The organism is Klebsiella sp. MPUS7, from assembly GCF_009905335.1.
In the GTDB taxonomy this organism is placed as follows: Bacteria; Pseudomonadota; Gammaproteobacteria; order Enterobacterales; family Enterobacteriaceae; genus Klebsiella; species Klebsiella grimontii.
The window spans coordinates 3,994,619-4,013,594 of the sequence record NZ_CP047604.1 but is presented as its reverse complement, the minus strand read 5'-3'; the positions used below and the strand labels follow the sequence as shown (position 1 = coordinate 4,013,594).

The 18,976-nt window shown below is 54.8% G+C and carries 18 protein-coding genes, 5 tRNA genes and 1 other RNA gene; 17 read left to right on the top strand and 7 right to left on the bottom strand.

The window, feature by feature from the left end:
• Window positions 1-133 precede the first annotated feature (133 nt).
• From GUC22_RS18815 to glmS, 6 genes are read right to left on the bottom strand one after another with little or no spacing between them, the layout of a single operon-like run.
• A complete protein-coding gene (locus tag GUC22_RS18815; RefSeq protein ID WP_004133422.1) occupies window positions 134-451 on the bottom strand; it encodes a DUF4387 domain-containing protein in 318 nt (105 codons plus the stop codon).
• Window positions 448-1,818, bottom strand: coding sequence for an acyclic terpene utilization AtuA family protein (locus tag GUC22_RS18810; protein WP_024358779.1), 1,371 nt, complete (start codon window positions 1,816-1,818; stop codon window positions 448-450). The genes GUC22_RS18815 and GUC22_RS18810 overlap by 4 nt, the downstream gene beginning before the upstream one ends.
• Before the next feature lie 3 nt (window positions 1,819-1,821).
• Entirely contained in the window at window positions 1,822-3,063 is a 1,242-nt protein-coding gene (locus GUC22_RS18805) for a methylaspartate ammonia-lyase (RefSeq protein ID WP_024358778.1), read from the bottom strand.
• Complete coding sequence (locus GUC22_RS18800; RefSeq protein WP_064342363.1) at window positions 3,063-4,508, bottom strand: methylaspartate mutase subunit E; 1,446 nt, start codon at window positions 4,506-4,508, stop codon at window positions 3,063-3,065. Before GUC22_RS18800 ends, GUC22_RS18805 begins: the two co-directional genes overlap by 1 nt.
• Before the next feature lie 16 nt (window positions 4,509-4,524).
• Entirely contained in the window at window positions 4,525-5,913 is a 1,389-nt protein-coding gene (glmL, locus tag GUC22_RS18795; RefSeq protein WP_064342364.1) for a methylaspartate mutase accessory protein GlmL, read from the bottom strand.
• A complete protein-coding gene (glmS, locus tag GUC22_RS18790; RefSeq protein ID WP_049087170.1) occupies window positions 5,913-6,362 on the bottom strand; it encodes a methylaspartate mutase subunit S in 450 nt (149 codons plus the stop codon). Before glmS ends, glmL begins: the two co-directional genes overlap by 1 nt.
• A 1,215-nt stretch (window positions 6,363-7,577) precedes the next feature.
• On the opposite strand from glmS, the gene cydA reads away from it, so the two are divergent.
• The 17 genes from cydA to GUC22_RS18705 all read left to right on the top strand — a co-directional run bounded on the left by cydA (window position 7,578) and on the right by GUC22_RS18705 (window position 17,503).
• The gene (gene cydA, locus GUC22_RS18785) at window positions 7,578-9,146 is read left to right on the top strand and encodes a cytochrome ubiquinol oxidase subunit I (RefSeq protein ID WP_004133409.1); all 1,569 of its coding nucleotides are present in this window, start codon (window positions 7,578-7,580) and stop codon (window positions 9,144-9,146) included.
• Between the two features lie 15 nt (window positions 9,147-9,161).
• Window positions 9,162-10,301 carry a cytochrome d ubiquinol oxidase subunit II gene (cydB, locus tag GUC22_RS18780; RefSeq protein WP_004133408.1) on the top strand — a complete coding sequence of 380 codons (1,140 nt, stop codon included), beginning with the start codon at window positions 9,162-9,164 and terminating at the stop codon, window positions 10,299-10,301.
• Between the two features lie 15 nt (window positions 10,302-10,316).
• Window positions 10,317-10,430 carry a cytochrome bd-I oxidase subunit CydX gene (gene cydX / locus GUC22_RS18775; RefSeq protein WP_004100325.1) on the top strand — a complete coding sequence of 38 codons (114 nt, stop codon included), beginning with the start codon at window positions 10,317-10,319 and terminating at the stop codon, window positions 10,428-10,430.
• Window positions 10,430-10,720, top strand: a complete 291-nt coding sequence (ybgE, locus tag GUC22_RS18770) for a cyd operon protein YbgE (protein ID WP_004100327.1) — start codon at window positions 10,430-10,432, stop codon at window positions 10,718-10,720. Before cydX ends, ybgE begins: the two co-directional genes overlap by 1 nt.
• A 149-nt stretch (window positions 10,721-10,869) precedes the next feature.
• Window positions 10,870-11,274, top strand: a complete 405-nt coding sequence (gene ybgC / locus GUC22_RS18765) for a tol-pal system-associated acyl-CoA thioesterase (protein ID WP_004130578.1) — start codon at window positions 10,870-10,872, stop codon at window positions 11,272-11,274.
• Window positions 11,271-11,963 carry a Tol-Pal system protein TolQ gene (gene tolQ, locus GUC22_RS18760; protein WP_004100332.1) on the top strand — a complete coding sequence of 231 codons (693 nt, stop codon included), beginning with the start codon at window positions 11,271-11,273 and terminating at the stop codon, window positions 11,961-11,963. The genes ybgC and tolQ overlap by 4 nt, the downstream gene beginning before the upstream one ends.
• Window positions 11,964-11,966: 3 nt before the next feature.
• Window positions 11,967-12,395 (top strand): colicin uptake protein TolR, encoded by a 429-nt coding sequence (gene tolR, locus GUC22_RS18755; RefSeq protein ID WP_004130580.1) that lies wholly within the window; start codon window positions 11,967-11,969, stop codon window positions 12,393-12,395.
• A 105-nt stretch (window positions 12,396-12,500) separates the two neighbouring features.
• The gene (gene tolA, locus GUC22_RS18750; protein WP_160183718.1) at window positions 12,501-13,823 is read left to right on the top strand and encodes a cell envelope integrity protein TolA; all 1,323 of its coding nucleotides are present in this window, start codon (window positions 12,501-12,503) and stop codon (window positions 13,821-13,823) included.
• Window positions 13,824-13,951: 128 nt separating this feature from the next.
• Window positions 13,952-15,244 (top strand): Tol-Pal system beta propeller repeat protein TolB, encoded by a 1,293-nt coding sequence (gene tolB, locus GUC22_RS18745; RefSeq protein ID WP_004133400.1) that lies wholly within the window; start codon window positions 13,952-13,954, stop codon window positions 15,242-15,244.
• Between the two features lie 34 nt (window positions 15,245-15,278).
• Window positions 15,279-15,803, top strand: a complete 525-nt coding sequence (gene pal, locus GUC22_RS18740) for a peptidoglycan-associated lipoprotein Pal (RefSeq protein ID WP_004100337.1) — start codon at window positions 15,279-15,281, stop codon at window positions 15,801-15,803.
• Window positions 15,804-15,812: 9 nt separating this feature from the next.
• Window positions 15,813-16,598: a cell division protein CpoB gene (gene cpoB / locus GUC22_RS18735; protein ID WP_049132038.1), complete on the top strand. Its 786-nt coding sequence runs from the start codon at window positions 15,813-15,815 to the stop codon at window positions 16,596-16,598.
• Window positions 16,599-16,760: 162 nt separating this feature from the next.
• Window positions 16,761-16,836: transfer RNA gene (locus GUC22_RS18730), tRNA-Lys, on the top strand.
• Window positions 16,837-16,862: 26 nt separating this feature from the next.
• Window positions 16,863-16,938 (top strand) — tRNA-Val (locus tag GUC22_RS18725).
• A 3-nt stretch (window positions 16,939-16,941) separates the two neighbouring features.
• Window positions 16,942-17,017, top strand: a tRNA-Lys gene (locus GUC22_RS18720).
• Between the two features lie 144 nt (window positions 17,018-17,161).
• Window positions 17,162-17,237: transfer RNA gene (locus tag GUC22_RS18715), tRNA-Lys, on the top strand.
• A 35-nt stretch (window positions 17,238-17,272) separates the two neighbouring features.
• A tRNA-Lys gene (locus tag GUC22_RS18710) sits at window positions 17,273-17,348 on the top strand.
• A gap of 29 nt (window positions 17,349-17,377) precedes the next feature.
• Window positions 17,378-17,503, top strand: a non-coding RNA gene (locus GUC22_RS18705) — RtT sRNA.
• Between the two features lie 231 nt (window positions 17,504-17,734).
• On the opposite strand, the gene GUC22_RS18700 is transcribed toward GUC22_RS18705, so the two are convergent.
• On the bottom strand, window positions 17,735-18,715 hold the full coding sequence (locus GUC22_RS18700; RefSeq protein WP_049130515.1) for an IS110 family transposase: 981 nt from the start codon (window positions 18,713-18,715) through the stop codon (window positions 17,735-17,737).
• Window positions 18,716-18,976 lie beyond the last annotated feature (261 nt).

Below are 18,976 nucleotides of genomic sequence, written 5' to 3'. Positions count from 1 at the left end.
GTGTAGGGCGGCGTACGCCCGCGCCAGGTAGCAGCGCAGACGTACGCCTGTGGTGACCAACCGCATAAATTGTCTGGAATACAGTGATACAGCGAAATCCTGTACCCCAATGGATGTTGTTGTATTTTAGAAATTACAGGTCGAACTCAATACTTAATAACGGCGCATGCTGCTGAGCGCCATAAACATCATTGTCTCCGACGTTGCCGGAAATAATAGTCCGTGGCATGACGATTTTTACCGCGTTGGCCGGATCGAACCAGACAATACGATGAATAAAATCAGGCTTCACGTTATATAAACCGGCAATGAGCTGCGGAGTTAATAGTTCAGAACGTTTTACCCGCTGATAATCCTCCCGGGTTTTAAATAAAATATCTAAAACCAGTTCGTACGGTCCGGCGTTTTTGGAACGGATCACCTGCGCCAGTGAGCATAGGGATTGTTTCATGCCTGAACTCCTTCTGGCGTCACCTGTTCGATATGGAAGTCAAAGCGCAGCGCGTCGCTGGCTTCAATCAGGTGATAAATTGAGAACTCGTATACCGGGCCGCTCTGAATATCGGAAGGCGAGAACGGGAAGGCGAGGTTGCCCGCGGTCGCAATGCGGTTTTCATAGCCGTAGTGCAGCAGGGTAGAGCGCACCAGCGAGCAGACGCTGTTGGCGATATCCTGGGTCGGCGCAACGACATCGAGCAAAATGCCCAGTTCATGCCCGGCGGTTTTCATCGGCTCGTGATTGCCCATCACGCCGTTTTTTCCATACAGATGGAAGGTCATGCGGATGCTGTCGTCAGCGAGCGAGAGGTTGCGCTTAACGCTGGCCTGTACCTCTTCGAGAATCGTGTCGATCCCGGCAATCATGATCGGATCGCGCGTTCCGGCAATGGTCAGGCAGCGGAAGCCGACCTGGCGTGCGCCTTCCAGCTTCAGCGCGTACGGCGTCGTTTCATGACGAGAACCGCTGACGTACACTTCGCCCTCGTTGACGGCTGTGAAGGTGCATCCTTTCAGGTTCAGCACGCCGCCCGGACCGGGCAGGAAATACGGATCGGACTTCTCGTACAGCGTATGCGCCGCCGCAGACGTTTCGGTAAACTTACGCTTTGGATTGAACGCTTTCAGCGTAAAGCCGTTGTCGTCGATAATCCCCATAGCGCAATCGGATCCGGAGCCCGGCGTGGCGGCTATGGCCGCGCACTCGAGAATTTTGCCGCAGTGCAGGGCCAGACCTTCATCAAAGCCCTGCATGATCGGCAGCGCCGCGAAGCAGGCCGGATCGTACGCCCGCCCGCCCAGCACTACCTGGGCGCCGGCCTTCAGCGCCCGCTGGAAGGGTTCGATCCCCATCTGGGCGACGATATAGGTGCTCTCTTCAATGGCCTCATGAGTCAGCTCCGGCACAAAATCCAGGGCAGTGATTTTGCCGTTATCCAGCGCCTGATGAACGATCGCTTTATCGACATCAGACGGAATCAACGCCAGGGAGAATGACAGATGTTCTTCCTGCGCAATCTCATGGATTATCTGCCGACACCACTCCAGATGCGGCGCGGCGCCGGATCCTCCGGCGGTGCCGATCACCACCGGGATATTGTTTTTCACGCCGGCCACGATCATATAGCGCAGATCGCGTTTCACCCCGGCCCGGTCGGTAAAGGGTTTGCCCGCCCCCAGGTAGTGGGGGCCAGGATCGGATGAACCGGCGTCAACGGCAATCAGATCCGGCGACTCTTCCATGGCTTTACGAAAGCTCTCTTCCGGGAAGCCATAGCCGAGGATAGCCGTGGGCGATAAGATCTTAAAGGTACGAGCCATCTCTTAATCCTTAGCCTGCAACAGCGCGATGGTGCGGTTCATTTCGTTAAACACGATGTTGAGACCTTCGTCGAAGCCCATACCCGGCTTGATCAGCATGCGCATCGGACGCGCGGCCAGCGCGACGTGAACGCAGGTGCGGGCGCTGATCTCGGTTTCGTTACAGGTACCGCCCTGATAGGCTTCCATCGCGTGTTTGTTGCAGTACAGCACCGCGTCCACGATGTTATGAATGCCGCCGAGATCCGGGGTTTTGATCTGCACCATGTGGCAACTGCCGGCATCGGTAAAGTCAATGATGTCCTGGTAGGTGTTGCACCACTCGTCGGCGACAATTTTTACGCCGGAACCGAGGCGGGTCAGCTCTTTGGTAATGGCGGTCAGCATGCGGATCTGGTCCGGTTTGTTACCCGCATCCACCGGGCCTTCTATATACAGCGGTAGACCCTGCGCCTCTTTCTCCAGGCTGGCGATATAGTCGGCGCAGCGAACCGGGTCCATATCGAAAATCAGGCCGATGGTGCCGTATACGTCGATATGCAGCGTCGGGCGATAGCGGGGGCTGGCGCGCAGGCTCAGGATGCGATCGGACAGCCAGCGCACGTACTCACGCAGCTTTTCGCCTTTCAGGCCCAGCTTCTCTTCGACGTTGTTGATCAGCGCATGCGGCAGGACGTCAACGCCCTTGAGGATCATTTTGTCCACGGCGATGTAGCGATCGTCGCCGCTCTGACCAAATAACGGAATCGCTTCCGGGATGCAGGGCAACTGCCATTCGTCGCAAACCACCTCCGCCTTCAGGCGACCGCTGGCCAGCGCGGTCGCATCGAGCAGCGCCTGGGAAAGACCATAGCGGACGGCGGTATGCAGCAGATGGCCGTCGATGCGCAGCTTGTCGAAGAAGCGGGCGTTCGGCAGGAAGGTATCGACATCGCGGCCTTCCAGCAGCGGTTTAATATGATCGTTGAGGAACGGGATAAAATTTTCCGCGAGGAACAGCGGGTCGCGGCCGCCCGCGCCCGAGTACTGTACGGCGGCACAGTCGCCGACCGCCACCGCGCCGTTTTCCAGAATCAGCTGGACGGACACGCATTCACCCGCCTGGCGTACCGAGGTGAAGCCTGGCGTTACCGGAGCACCGGTATAAATGAATCCATCATGACCCGCGCCGTTTTTAATCGCCTGCTGATCGTCAAAATAGAATGAAGAGTAGCCAGCGGTGAAAAGGGCCTGTTTAATTTTCATTATGGTCTTCCTATTAATTTACTGTGGGATACCGCGTTAATGTCATCAACAACCATCTGGAATGAGGGTTTGCGTCCTTCAAATTGCGCGCGTTCGGCGACGTAATCTTGGTGCAGGGCGAGGATGTCTTTCGGCAGCGGTACCGCGCCGGCTTCAAGCACGCGGATAGCGCCGGAATTGTCGCGAACCGGCAGAATTTTGCCGGCGTTGCAGGAAGCCGGAGCGAAAGGCACGTCCAGAACGCCCGCCTCGAAGGCCAGCACCGTACCGCGGGCGATATCGCCGTTGCCCAGCTCGAACACTTTCTTCAGTACTGCGCGGACTTCGCTTTTAATCAGTTCCACTTCTTGATCAACGGCGGCGCATGGCGGGAACTTCTGATCGCTGACCATATTGAGCATCTGGCGGGAGGCCTTCAGCCCCTGCGCGTTGGCTGCCGCGGTGGGAATACCGAACGCTTCGTGCGGGCTCTTGGTGATTACTTTAGTGGCGCCGGACATCCCGGCTACCGCCGCGCCCCAGGAGATAATGGCGAACGCTTTCGATTCATCTTCCGGAAAACCGCCCATCCACTGGTGGAAGACGGTACTCAGCTCATAATCGTCGAAACCGTAATTGCCGAAGTACTCGTGGGAGAGCTCGCGAAGAGATCGAATGGCTGCGATGTCCTGGGTCAGGCTGCCGACCTGGCCGTAGCCGACGGTGATCGACTTGACGCCCTGTTCCAGCGCCAGCAGGCCTTCGATAATCGCCACCGCGTGGGACATAAACGGCGGGATCAGGGTTCCGGTCAGCGGGCCGAACGGTTCGCGGTTAATACGGATACCGTGCTCTTCATACAGGCCCATCAGGCGGTCGCAGTACTGCCAGTCGCGAATCGACTTCTCCAGAGTGACGCGCTTGGCGTAGGGAATGTTGTAGGAGATACCGCCGCCTTCGTAGCTGGTAAAGCCGCTGGCCATGGAGATTTCCGCCAGCAGGCGCGCGTCCGGCGTACCGTGGCGTACCTGGACCGGTTTTTCCAGCGCTTCGGTCATCCGCCGGCATTCGGCGACGCCGTGGTTAACCACCGGCAGGCCGTTCAGTTTGGAGGTCCCCGCCTCGATGGATTTCTGGATCCCGACCGCCGCTTCTTCGTAGCGGTTGAGGCGGGTATAGGCATCGATGGTGCTCGGCAGCAGATCGCACTCTTCCTGCAGGGTTTTGAGCAGCGCGATGTGTTCATCCATCAGCGCCACGCCCGCGCGCGGCTGGCTCAGGGTTTTACCTTCCTGGTCGGCCTTCAGCAGAGCGTGAGAAAAGCGTTTTTTCTCAGGAATGGTTTGCTGGTACTTCACGCCATCTTCGAAGTGCTCAACGTCCTTGCCGGTATGCCAGGTCTGCAATACCTGATGCCGCTCGGTCATGAATTCGTCATGGGTTAATTTTTTATTTCGAAGTTCCATTCGTAGCTGCCTTCATTTATAGGGTTAAACAGTGAATGCTGGTGCGAGCGGCGAGCTCGGGGTAGAGCCTGGCAACGTTTGCCAGCAGCGGAAGCAGGCCTTTTGCATCGCGGTAATAGTCAAACCGGGTCGGTAAGAGAATGCGTCGGCCGTCGTCATCCAGTTCGCGGTATTTCAGCCAGCTCTGGATGTCGAAGCGGCTGGCGCGGGAGAGCCATCCGCCGGAACCCACGACTTTGCGCACCGTGGTCAGATCGCGGCCCATCTGTAAATCGACGTTGCCCACGCAGGTGCACACCTGTTTTTTGGTGCCCGCGTGGCGTTCGCTGGCGTAGCCAACGCACAGCCCGGCCAGCACGGTGTCGAAATATTTTTCTTCCTCGTTGACCGGCAGATAATCCGGCTGCGCGACCAGATGGCGCAGGTAGCGGTAAAAGGCCTCCTGACGCTGCGGCTGGTGGGCAAACACCGCGTTCACCAGCTCCCGGGTACTTTCACCGACCACGACCGCCGAAACGCGCATGCCGAGATCGCCTTCCACCGTCCGTTTCACAAACGGTTCCGGCACCCCGTGCAGAACGGTATCCGGGGAGAGCGTGTTGGCGCAGGCGGAGTAGACGTCGGTGGTGGCCCCGCCCATGTCAATCAGCATGAACTCTTTCCATGCGCTGTCGTAATGGCTGATGGTTTTCACCAGCTCGTAGACGGTCCACGGCGTCGGCATCGGTTCTTCGCCGGTTTCAGCGACGATAACGTCCAGCCCTTTGCCTTTGACGATACGGGATAAGAAGACATCGCAAATCGCCTTGCGGGCAGCGTACGGGTTCGGGTGATCGAGGTCGGGCAGAATATTGTCTACCGTGGTCAAATCTTTGTGGCCGAGGATGGCCTGAACCTCGTCCTGAATATCGCGGTTTCCGGCATAGATAATGGCGCAGTCAAGCTTTGACTCCGCCAGCGCGTGGGCGTTGGCCAGGCCGTAGCTCTCCTCGCCGCCGTCGGTGCCGCCGGTAAACAGCAGGATATCCGGCGGCGTGGCTTCCAGTTCCTGGATATCGTGACGGTTGAGCTTGTAGGCGTAGTATTGGGCGATTTTGGCCCCCGCCGAGTGGGCAGTGACTTTCGCTGATTCCAGGGTAATAGACGGCACCAGCCCCATCGCCGCGACGGCAAGGCCGCCTTTTGCCGATGAAGAGTATTTCAGCGTCACGTCACCGCGGTTCAGCAGCGGGCGCGCATCGGCAACGTTGAGCACCTGGTTCAGGCTGGCAAAAAAGCCTTCCGCCAGGTGATGGGTAGTGGTCGGGGTCAGAACGTGGTTTACCAGCGTCAGCTCATCCCCCTCCTGTGCGAAGAGGGCCGCTTTGGTCCACGTCGAGCCGATATCGACAGAGACGGTTTGCATCAGATAGCCTCTTCCAGACACTGCTGTTCAACGCCGTGGCGCTGGTTGATGTCGTTCGCCATCAGCTGGCAGACGTCTTCCAGATCGTGGCTTGGGGCAAAGACGCGATTGAAACCCATCTCTTTGAATTTGGCTTCGACGTCGGCAAAATCATGTTTACCAACCACCAGGTTGCCGCCAACGTAAAGGAGGATGTCGCCAATACCGCGCTCGATGCAGCGTTCGCGCAGCCCCAGGCAGTCGATGTCGCCGTGGCCGTAAATAGACGACACGACGATGGCATCCGCGCCGGTTTCGATGGCGGCATCAATATATTCATCCTGACTGACCATCACGCCCAGATTGATTACGCGAAAATCATGGGCAGTAAAAACGCGGTCCAGGACTTTGTTGCCTACTGCATGGCAGTCAGCACCAATGACGCCAATAACAAGTGTTGATTTCTTCATGGGTAATCCTCTGTAAGGCTAATGGTAAAAAATAAAAACGACTTTCTAATATTTGCAGCGTTGATGATGGCCGCCTGTTAATAGGGCTGGAGTGTCTGTGGTTCGCAGAGGGGAAGCAATTGATCTATTTTCAGAATATCTTTCAAAAAACTCTCGTTTTTGATTTTGCGTGAAAAACTTCTTTTGTATCATGTGGTTATATTTTTATTCATTGTCTGGATTTATTTCTGTTTGAATCCTGGTAATAAATATAATGCGATGTTTGTGAGCAAGGTCTTATTTTATATTTCGTCTTGATTTTGCCTTCGCTAATAAGCGATGAATACACTTCTTTAAATTTTTCTGTGAGCGTACTAACGGAATTTATGTGCTGATTTTTATATGTGGCGCGGGCAATTTGTTAGATTAAAGATATAAAATGGTGATTTGTGCAATTTATATTTCATTTTTGTTGAAAAAAGGGGGAGGGCCGGCAAGCGTCACGTGGCGAGGGTAAAAGCGCGATGTAGATGATACCGCGAAAGAGAAGGACGCTTTACATCACCAAAAGAAAAAAGAGGCGCTGCGTTTACTTGATAATGAGATAGTTACGCAATTGTGTTAATTTTAAGTAAATGCAATGATAAATCTAATAAGAAAAAAATTTATGGCGTTAACTTGATAAAAAAAATCTGTGAGCTACGCGGCATTATCGACTGATAACCACATTTACGCGATCAGCGTTCAGCTCATTAAATTCCCCTCAGCGACGAAATAAATGGACTATCATTTTCAGTAACTGATGATACTCTTGAAAAACATATTGTTAACTTGGTGTTTACCTGTGAGGTACACGATATACATAATTAACATTTAAAATGAAAATTGATTTAAATCAATGTTTAAAACTTGGAAAAGACCGCGAAATGGAGTTAAATTGTCGCGGATCAAATTGACCGAAATCTGGTATTTTCGCTAAAAATTGATCGCTGTCGAAAACTGCAAATTTATCACAATAAAAACCTATTTATTGTAAGGGTTTTGCAGCGTAATATAATCACGGGATCAATTTGGGTGTTTTGTTAACATGTTTGTAACTTTTCAGTGCCTCCGCATTCTTGAAAGAGAAAACGGGCGTAGTGAGAAGAAGCAAATAAATTTGTATTGGGGCATGCGTGTGACCCTTTCTAACGGGGTTCACTCTCGGAGTCTTCATGCGATGAGCAAGGAGTCATGATGTTAGATATAGTCGAACTGTCGCGCTTACAGTTTGCCTTGACCGCGATGTACCACTTCCTGTTTGTGCCACTGACGCTAGGTATGGCGTTCCTGCTGGCCATCATGGAAACGGTCTACGTCCTTTCCGGCAAACAGATTTATAAAGATATGACCAAGTTCTGGGGCAAGTTGTTTGGTATCAACTTTGCGCTGGGTGTGGCAACCGGTCTGACCATGGAGTTCCAGTTCGGGACTAACTGGTCTTACTACTCTCACTACGTGGGCGATATCTTCGGTGCGCCGCTGGCCATTGAAGGTTTGATGGCCTTCTTCCTCGAATCTACCTTTGTAGGTCTGTTCTTCTTCGGTTGGGATCGTCTGGGCAAAGTTCAGCACATGGCCGTTACCTGGCTGGTGGCGCTGGGCTCCAACCTGTCGGCTCTATGGATCCTTGTCGCTAACGGCTGGATGCAGAACCCGATTGCGTCGGACTTCAACTTTGAAACCATGCGTATGGAGATGGTCAGCTTCTCCGAGCTGGTTCTGAACCCGGTCGCTCAGGTTAAGTTCGTTCACACCGTGGCGTCAGGCTACGTGACCGGCGCGATGTTCATTCTTGCCATCAGCTCCTGGTATATGCTCAAAGGCCGCGACTTTGCTTTCGCCAAGCGCTCCTTCGCTATCGCAGCCAGCTTCGGTATGGCGGCGATTCTCTCCGTTATTGTTCTCGGTGATGAATCCGGCTACGAAATGGGCGACGTGCAGAAAACCAAATTGGCGGCTATCGAAGCGGAATGGGAAACTCAGCCTGCTCCGGCGGCCTTTACCCTGTTTGGTATTCCTGACCAGAAGGCGCAGGAGAACCGCTTCGCGATTCAAATCCCTTTCGCGTTGGGCATTATTGCGACTCGCTCCGTGGATAAACAGGTTACCGGCCTGAAAGACCTGATGGTTCAGCACGAAGAGCGTATTCGTAACGGGATGAAAGCGTACGCGCTGCTGGAGCAATTGCGTGCCGGTTCAACCGACCAGGCCGTTCGCGATCGGTTTAACGACGTGAAGAAGGATCTTGGCTACGGTCTGCTGCTAAAACGCTATACCGACAACGTCTCTGACGCGACGGAAGAGCAGATCGCGCTGGCGACCAAGGACTCTATTCCTGCCGTTGCGCCGCTGTACTTCGCCTTCCGTATCATGGTGGCGTGCGGCGTGCTGATGCTGTTGATTATCGGCGCTTCCTTCTGGAGCGTGATTCGCAACCGCATTGGTGAGAAAAAATGGCTGCTGCGCGCCGCGTTTTATGGTCTGCCGCTGCCGTGGATTGCCGTTGAATCCGGCTGGTTTGTCGCCGAATATGGTCGCCAGCCGTGGGCTATCGGTGAGGTGCTGCCAACGGCTGTCGCGAACTCGTCGCTGACCGCAGGCGACCTGATCTTCTCAATGGTGCTGATCTGTGGCCTGTACACGCTGTTCCTGGTGGCTGAACTGTTCCTCATGTTCAAGTTTGCCCGTAAAGGACCAAGCAGCCTGAAAACCGGTCGCTATCACTTTGAACAGTCCTCTGCGGCTATTCAGTCGGCACGCTAAGACAGGAGTCGTCAAATGATCGATTATGAAGTATTGCGTTTTATCTGGTGGCTGCTGATTGGCATTCTGCTCATTGGTTTTGCTGTCGCCGATGGCTTCGACATGGGGGTGGGGATGCTCACCCGTTTCCTCGGTCGTAACGACACCGAGCGTCGAATTATGATCAACGCCATCGCCCCGCACTGGGATGGAAACCAGGTGTGGCTGATCACCGCCGGCGGCGCGCTATTTGCCGCCTGGCCGATGGTCTACGCCGCCGCGTTTTCCGGCTTCTATGTGGCAATGATCCTGGTGCTGGCGTCGTTATTCTTCCGCCCGGTAGGTTTCGACTACCGCTCGAAGATTGAGGACAACCGCTGGCGCAACATGTGGGACTGGGGCATCTTCGTCGGCAGCTTCGTGCCGCCGCTGGTGATTGGCGTGGCGTTCGGTAACCTGCTGCAGGGCGTTCCGTTCCACGTTGATGAATATCTGCGCCTGTACTACACCGGAAACTTCTTCCAGCTGCTGAATCCGTTTGGCCTGCTGGCCGGTATTGTCAGCGTGGCGATGATCCTGACGCAGGGCGCGACCTACCTGCAGATGCGTACCGTGGGTGAACTGCACCTGCGCACCCGCTCCGTTTCTACGGTGGCGGCGCTGGTGACGCTGATCGGCTTCGCACTGGCGGGCGTTTGGGTCTACTACGGCATCGACGGTTATGTGGTTAAATCGGTGATGGATCATACCGGCCCGTCTAACCCGCTGACCAAAGAAGTGGCTCGTGAGGCCGGTGCGTGGATGGTGAACTTTAATAACATGCCGGCGCTGTGGGCGATTCCTGCTCTGGGCGTGGCGCTGCCGCTGCTGACCGTCATCTCGACCAAAGCGGACAAAGGCGCATGGGCGTTTCTGTTCTCCTCATTGACGCTGGCGTGCATCATTCTGACTGCCGGTATCGCCATGTTCCCATTCATTATGCCGTCAAGCACGGCGATGAACGCGAGCCTGACCATGTGGGACGCGACCTCCAGCCAGCTGACGCTGAACGTGATGACTTACGTAGCGATTGTCTTCGTACCGATTATTCTGGCCTACACCACCTGGTGTTACTGGAAAATGTTCGGTCGCATTACGCGCGAAGACATCGAAAAGAACACCCATTCGCTGTACTAAGGTAAGGAGCTATATATGTGGTATTTCGCATGGATTTTGGGAACGCTTCTTGCCTGTGCCTTTGGGGTGATTACCGCGCTGGCGCTTGAGCACGTGGAAGCGACCAAAGCAGGTAAAGAAGAACACTGATGAGTATTATCGCTACTCTGTATGCGATAATGGACAAGCGCCCGTTAAGGGCGCTTTCCTTATTGATGGCGCTGGCTTTGGCGGGCTGCATCTTCTGGGATCCGTCGCGCTTTGCGGCCAAAACCAGCGAGCTGGAAATCTGGCACGGTTTCCTGCTGATGTGGGCGGTTTGTACCGGCGTTATCCACGGCGTGGGCTTCCGTCCGCGCGCCATTCACTGGCAGGGAATTTTTTGTCCGCTTATCGCTGATATTGTGCTCGTTTTAGGCCTGTTCTTTTTCTTCTTTTGAATAAGAAATCTCTGTTAACCATATGGGCTTGCATAAGCCCATAAAAATTTACTCCTCGTTTACTTTCCCCCATTCCAAACCACGATTCCCGCGCGTATAGTAGCGAAGTTTGAAAGCACTAACCTTTTGTTGCATTACCGGGATGTAAAGTGAATACAACGCTGTTTCGATGGCCGGTTCGGGTCTATTACGAAGACACCGACGCCGGTGGTGTGGTTTACCACGCCAGCTACGTCGCTTTCTATGAAAGAGCACGCACAGAGATGCTGCGCCATCATCACTTCAGCCAACAGGTTTTGCTGGCTGAACGAGTTGCCTTTGTGGTTCGCAAAATGACTCTCGAGTATTTTGCGCCCGCCAGACTCGACGACATGCTCGAAATCCAGACGGAGATAACCGCAATGCGCGGTGCTACTCTGGTTTTCACGCAGCGAATCGTCAACGCCGAGAACGTCGTTTTGAATGAAGCTGAGGTTCTTATCGTGTGCGTTGATCCACTCTTAATGAAGCCTCGTGCGCTTCCCAAGTCTATTGTCGCGGAGTTTAAGCAGTGACTGAGATGAATATCCTTGATTTGTTCCTGAAGGCGAGCCTTCTGGTTAAACTTATCATGTTGATTTTAGTTTGTTTTTCTATCGCCTCCTGGGCCATCATTATTCAGAGAACGCGTATCCTCAACTCGGCGTCACGTGAAGCCGAAGCGTTTGAAGATAAATTCTGGTCCGGTATCGAGCTTTCTCGCCTGTATCAGGAAAGCCAGGGCCGTCGCGATAATCTGACCGGTTCGGAACAAATTTTCTACAGCGGTTTCAAAGAGTTTGCCCGTCTGCATCGTGCGAACAGCCACGCGCCGGAAGCGATTGTCGAAGGGGCATCGCGCGCGATGCGTATTTCGATGAACCGCGAGCTGGAATCCCTGGAGACCCACATCCCGTTCCTCGGTACGGTCGGCTCTATCAGTCCGTATATCGGTCTGTTCGGCACCGTTTGGGGGATCATGCACGCCTTTATCGCGCTGGGCGCGGTAAAACAAGCGACGCTGCAAATGGTGGCGCCGGGTATCGCAGAAGCGCTCATCGCGACGGCTATCGGCCTATTTGCCGCTATCCCAGCGGTTATGGCCTATAACCGTCTGAACCAGCGCGTGAACAAACTTGAGCTGAACTACGACAACTTTATGGAAGAGTTCACCGCTATTCTGCACCGTCAGGCGTTTACCAGCAGCGAAAGCAATAAGGGGTAAGCCATGGCCAGAGCACGTGGACGCGGGCGTCGCGAACTGAAGTCCGAGATCAACATCGTTCCGCTGCTGGATGTCCTGTTGGTGCTGCTGCTGATCTTTATGGCGACAGCGCCGATCATTACGCAGAGCGTAGAGGTCGACCTACCGGACGCAACGGAATCGCAGGCGGTGAAAAGCAATGATGAGCCGCCGGTGATCGTTGAAGTTTCCGGCGTCGGGCAGTACAGCGTGAAAGTTGGCCCGGAAACGCTATCGCAGCTGCCGCCGGAACAGGTTATTGCGGAAGCCAGGCGTCGACTTGAGGCGAATGAGAAAACGGTGTTCCTGATCGGCGGCGCTAAAGAGGTGCCATACGATGAGATTATTAAAGCGCTTAACCTGTTGCATAGCGCAGGGGTTAAATCGGTTGGCTTGATGACCAAGCCGATCTAATCGCTCGCAATATGCACGCCCGTCAGCATGTCGGCTTTGGGACAACAGCGTCCCGCGGCGGACGTCGTATAACGGGAACAGGCGAACAGTTTTTGGGAACCGATAGTGTCAAAGGCAACCGAACAAAACGACAAGCTTAAACGAGCGATCATAGTATCAGTCGCGCTGCACATCGTATTGATAGCGCTGCTGATCTGGAGTTCGTTTGACGAGCATCTGGATGCTTCTGCCGGCGGCGGCGGGGGGTCCTCTATCGATGCGGTAATGGTCGATCCGGGGGCGGTTGTGAAGAATTATGACCGCCAACAGCAGCAGCAGGCCAGCGCCCGCCGCGCTGCCGAGCAGCGTGAAAAGCAGGCTCAGCAGCAGGCGGAAGAGCTACGTGAAAAACAGGCCGCTGAGCAGGAACGGCTGAAACAGCTGGAACAGGATCGTCTGCAGGCGCAGGAAGCGGCTAAAGAGGCGAAAGAGCAGCAGAAACAGGCGGAAGAAGCCGCGGCGAAAGCCGCCGCAGCGGCCAAAGCCAAAGCGGACGCACAGGCGAAAGAGGCGCAGGAAGCTGCCGCCAAAGCCGCCGCTGACGCGAAAGCAAAGGCCGATGCTCAGGCGAAAGCCGCCGAAGCGGCCGCGGCGAAAGCGGCGGCGGATGCGAAGAAACAGGCAGAAGCGGAAGCCGCGAAAGCGGCTGCGGACGCGCAGAAGAAAGCCGAAGCCGATGCGGCGAAGAAAGCTCAGCAGGAAGCTGAGAAGAAAGCGCAGCAGCAGGCAGAGAAAAAAGCGCAGCAGGAAGCGGCGAAACAGGCCGCTGCAGAAAAAGCTGCAGAAAAAGCGGCAGAAAAAGCCGCCGCGCAGAAAGCCGCTGCCGAGAAAGCGGCTGCCGACAAAGCCGCCGCAGCGGAAAAAGCCGCCGCCGAGAAAGCCGCGGCAGCTAAAGCCGCAGCAGCAGAGAAGGCCGCCGCGGACAAAGCGGCGAAAGCCGCCGCCGCTAAGGCCGCCGCCGCGAAGAAAGCCGCTGCGGCCAAAGAGGCCAACGGCGTTGACGATCTTCTCGGCGACCTGAGCTCCGGTAAGAATGCGCCGAAAGGTAATACCAGCGGTAGCGCTGGGGGCTCATCTCCTGCTAAAGGAAGTAAGCAGGGGCAGGGTGGGGCATCCCAGGCTGAGATTAACAGCTATATTTCACAGGTTCAGGCTGCGATTAAAGGTCATCTCTATGACTGGGATACCTATAAGGGTAAAACCTGTACTTTACGTGTGAATCTGGCTCAGGATGGAACGCTGTTAAGTGTGAAATCGGAAGGCGGCGATCCGGCGTTCTGTCAGCAAATGCTGGCGGCAACGAGCCGGATGACGAAGTTCCCTAAACCGCCGTCGCAGGCTGTTTATGAAACATTCAAAAATGCGCCACTGGACTTCAAACCTCAGTAATCGTTTTCCCCGTTTATGCGGGGAAAACAAACTTCGGTAGTCCCAGGGTTTTGGTAGTTTTGTGTATTTGAGTTTGTTAACATTCTGCTAAATTATCGTGGGCTTTCCGCCTGGATAAGGGAGATATGATGAAGCAGGCATTACGAGTAGCATTTGGTTTTTTAATGCTGTGGGCGGCAGTGCTGCACGCAGAAGTACGCATCGAGATTACCCAAGGGGTCGACTCGGCACGCCCAATCGGCGTTGTGCCGTTCCAGTGGGCGGGGCAGGGTGCTGCGCCGGAAGATGTGGGCGGTATCGTGGCGGCTGACCTGCGCAACAGCGGCAAGTTTAATCCGCTCGATCGCTCGCGTCTGCCTCAGCAGCCGGGCAGCGCTCAGGAAGTGCAGCCAGCGGCATGGTCTGCGCTGGGCGTTGACGCCGTCGTAGTGGGTCAGGTTACGCAAAACCCTGACGGCTCCTACAACGTGGCCTACCAGCTGGTTGATACCGGCGGCGCGCCGGGTACCGTGCTGGCGCAGAACTCATTTAAAGTCACAAAACAGTATCTGCGCTATGCCGCGCATGCTGCCAGCGACGCTGTATTTGAGAAGCTGACCGGCATCAAGGGCGCCTTCCGTACCCGTATCGCCTATGTGGTGCAGACCAACGGCGGCCAGTTCCCGTACGAACTGCGCGTATCCGACTACGATGGCTACAACCAGTTCCTTGTTCACCGCTCCACCCAGCCGCTGATGTCTCCGGCCTGGTCTCCGGACGGCGCGAAGCTGGCCTATGTGACCTTCGAAAGCGGTCGTTCTGCGCTGGTTGTGCAGACGCTGGCTAACGGCTCCGTTCGTCAGATTGCTTCCTTCCCGCAGCACAACGGCGCGCCGGCATTCTCGCCGGACGGCAGCAAACTGGCCTTCGCCCTGTCGAAAACCGGTAGCCTGAACCTGTACGTGATGGATCTGGGCTCTGGTCAGATTCGTCAGGTGACCAACGGTCGTAGCAACAACACCGAACCAAGCTGGTTCCCGGATAGCCAGAACCTGGCCTTTACCTCCGACCAGGCGGGTCGTCCGCAGGTGTATAAAGTCAATATTAACGGCGGTACGCCGCAGCGTATTACCTGGGAAGGTTCACAAAACCAGGACGCTGACGTGAGCGCTGATGGTAAAACTATGGTAATGGTAAGCTCGGCCGGCGGTCAGCAGCACATTGCCAAACAAGATCTGGAAGCGGGTGGTGTACAGGTTCTGTCATCAACGTTTTTAGATGAAACGCCAAGTCTGGCACCTAACGGCACTATGGTAATCTACAGCTCTTCTCAGGGGATGGGATCCGTGCTGAATCTGGTTTCTACAGATGGGCGTTTCAAAGCGCGTCTTCCGGCAACTGATGGACAGGTAAAATCACCTGCCTGGTCGCCGTATCTGTGATAATAAATAATTGATTATTAAAGGAATCAAAGAAATGCAACTGAACAAAGTGCTGAAAGGGCTGTTGATCGCTCTGCCGGTTATGGCAATCGCGGCATGTTCTTCTAACAAGAACGCCAGCAACGACCAGAGCGGTGAAGGCATGCTGGGTGCCGGCACTGGTATGGACGGTAACGCTAACGGCGGCAACATGTCTTCCGAAGAGCAGGCTCGTCTGCAGATGCAACAGCTGCAGCAGAACAATATCGTTTACTTCGATCTGGACAAATACGATATCCGTTCTGACTTCGCTGCAATGCTGGACGCGCACGCAAACTTCCTGCGTAGCAACCCGTCTTACAAAGTGACCGTAGAAGGTCATGCGGATGAGCGTGGTACGCCGGAATACAACATCGCTCTGGGCGAGCGTCGTGCTAACGCCGTTAAGATGTATCTGCAGGGCAAAGGTGTTTCTGCTGACCAGATCTCCATCGTTTCTTACGGTAAAGAAAAACCTGCAGTACTGGGCCACGACGAAGCGGCTTACGCCAAAAACCGTCGCGCCGTACTGGTTTACTAAGAGAATTGCATGAGCAGTAACTTCAGACATCATCTGTTGAGTCTGTCGTTACTGGTTGGCATAGCGGCCCCCTGGGCCGCTTTTGCTCAGGCGCCAATCAGTAGTGTCGGCTCAGGCTCGGTCGAAGACCGCGTCACTCAACTCGAGCGTATTTCCAATGCGCACAGCCAGCTTTTAACCCAACTCCAGCAGCAACTCTCCGATAATCAGTCCGATATTGATTCCCTGCGCGGTCAAATTCAGGAAAGCCAGTATCAGCTGAATCAGGTTGTTGAGCGCCAGAAGCAGATCCTGCTGCAGATCGATGGTCTGAGCAGCGGCGGCGGCGCAACGGGTGCGCAAACCCAGACGTCAGCGGGCGATCAGGGGGCTGCGGCTAGCGCGCCGGCGGCTTCGTCAGGCGCTCCGGCGTCAACCGGCGATGCCAACTCCGATTACAACGCGGCTATTGCGCTGGTGAAGGATCCTTCCCGCCAGGACGACGCCATGGCGGCTTTCCAGAACTTCGTCAAAAAGTATCCTGATTCAACCTACCAGCCGAACGCCAACTACTGGCTCGGTCAGCTGAATTACAACAAGGGTAAAAAAGACGATGCGGCGTACTATTTCGCTTCCGTGGTGAAAAACTACCCTAAATCCCCGAAGGCGCCCGATGCGATGTTTAAAGTCGGCGTTATCATGCAGGACAAAGGCGATACCGCAAAAGCGAAGGCGGTTTACCAGCAGGTGGTCAGTAAATTTCCTGGCACCGATGGGGCCAAACAAGCGCAAAAACGCCTTAACGCACTCGGATGATTATGGCATGACCAGAAATCGCATCATTTCTGGTCTTGTCGCATGAATCCTAAGCAGTTAAGCAATCTTTATCTAAATTGTTGTTGCGCTGAATTCTTAAATCAGTAATATATGCCGCCGTTGCCAAGGGATATCGAATAAGCCCAAAGCGGCAAAAATAGTGGGTCGTTAGCTCAGTTGGTAGAGCAGTTGACTTTTAATCAATTGGTCGCAGGTTCGAATCCTGCACGACCCACCACTAAAAGATGTATCCAGCGCAGTATCGGGTGATTAGCTCAGCTGGGAGAGCACCTCCCTTACAAGGAGGGGGTCGGCGGTTCGATCCCGTCATCACCCACCACTCGGGTCGTTAGCTCAGTTGGTAGAGCAGTTGACTTTTAATCAATTGGTCGCAGGTTCGAATCCTGCACGACCCACCAATTTAACATCGAACTCAGATGTTAAGCGTGAAGGATAACGTTGCGCCAGCAACGGCCCGTAGGGCGAGCGAAAGCGAGTCATCCTGCACGACCCACCAATTATAAATTGGTGACGAGTGAAGAATATTCAGGAAGTACCCGAGCGGGTCGTTAGCTCAGTTGGTAGAGCAGTTGACTTTTAATCAATTGGTCGCAGGTTCGAATCCTGCACGACCCACCATCCTGAATCGTTCCAGTTAGCAGTAAACCCGCAAGGGGTCGTTAGCTCAGTTGGTAGAGCAGTTGACTTTTAATCAATTGGTCGCAGGTTCGAATCCTGCACGACCCACCAATGTAAAAAAGCGCCCTAAAGGCGCTTTTTTACTATCTGCGATATCCAAGATTCGAACCTGCCGCAGGTTTGAGTCGAACGAAGAGAGACAACGGAGCCGCCTGCGGCGACGGCCGGAAGGGCGAGCGAAGCGAGTCATCCTGCACGACCCACCAATGTAAAAATGGCGCTGGCGGCGCTTTTTTGCTATCCAGCCTTCGCTTAAATATTACAACCATCCCATACTGCGCTATTCCATCTTATCGTTGTGCGCACCCGTGCATGGGCCGGTAGATACTGTGAACGCCTGCAACTCTTTTCACCACTGTCATCTTCTCCGGCTCCCGGATGACAGGCACAACAACGACAGCGACATCCCGCGCTGTCGTTTCATCCGGCACGCTTTCTTACGCTATCAACAGCTCATGCTGTGACGCATCGAACGCCTTTCCTGACTTCAGTACACCGTACGCCACCTGCGCCAGCTTTCGCATCATCGCCCCTATGATGACTTTCGCACGCTTTCCATTCCCTTCCAGCCTTTTCCTGAACGCTTTTCCCCACGCCGTATGGTACAGCGCCGATAACGCTGGCATGTATAGCGCTTTGCGCAGATGAACCGGTCCCGCCTTGCTCATCCGGCTCGCCCGCATCACGCTGCTGCCTGACTCATGCTGCACCGGCGTCAGTCCTGCATACGCCGCGAACTGCCGCCCTGTACCGAACTTCAGCTTCAGGCCCGTATACGCCAGCAGAACCGCCGCCGTTTTCTCTCCGATGCCCGGGATACTGTTCAGCAGCTTCCGCCGTTGTTTCATATCCGGGTCATTATCCGTCAGGTCTTTTATCTGTTTTTCGATACGCGCCAGCTCCGCGCTCAGACACCCCAGCAGGATATCAATGCTGGTCAGCTGAACTTCCGGCGCGGTTTCCCGCCGGTTTTTCTCCTGTGTCTGCATCTCTGTCAGCGCCTGATGGCGTAACACCAGGGCTTTCAGTGCCCGCTCTGTCGGATGGGGGGCCTCCCAGGCTGGCGGGCGTTTTTCCCGGCAGAAGTGAGCCAGCATACGGGCGTCCACTTTGTCGGTTTTACTGCGCAACCCCTCACTCTGTGCGAAAGCTTTACTGAGGGCGGGGTTGATGACGGACACGGTATACCCGGCATCACTCAGATGCGCGGCCGCGTCTTCCATGTAGGTGCTGGTGGATTCCATGCAGACATGGGCACGGTTCACATCATGGCCGCGAAGCCAGCGGACCAGCGCTTCGTGCCCGGAGAGGGTATTGTCAAATTTTTTACAACGATGCCGGCCATCAGGGCGAAGAATATCGACATCCAGTTTAGCTTTGGCGACATCAATACCGATGAAGTGGAGTTCATTTTCCATAGTGAAACCAACCTTGCGAATACGGGTTACCGGTGAAAGCCGGTCCATGATACTGTCCGGTTTATCACATGAGAAAGAACGGCGGTCCGGTGCAAAGGATCTACGGAACAGGCGCGAAAGCCTAAGCCCGGACACGGCATCCGGACCGCCATCAGAGAGAACTGGCCGGTTCTTTCTGACGGGTTAATCATACAAGCCCGGACAGATGCGCAGCATCGCCTCCGGGAAATGCTCCTGCTCCCTGAGGGGCAAAATTCCTCA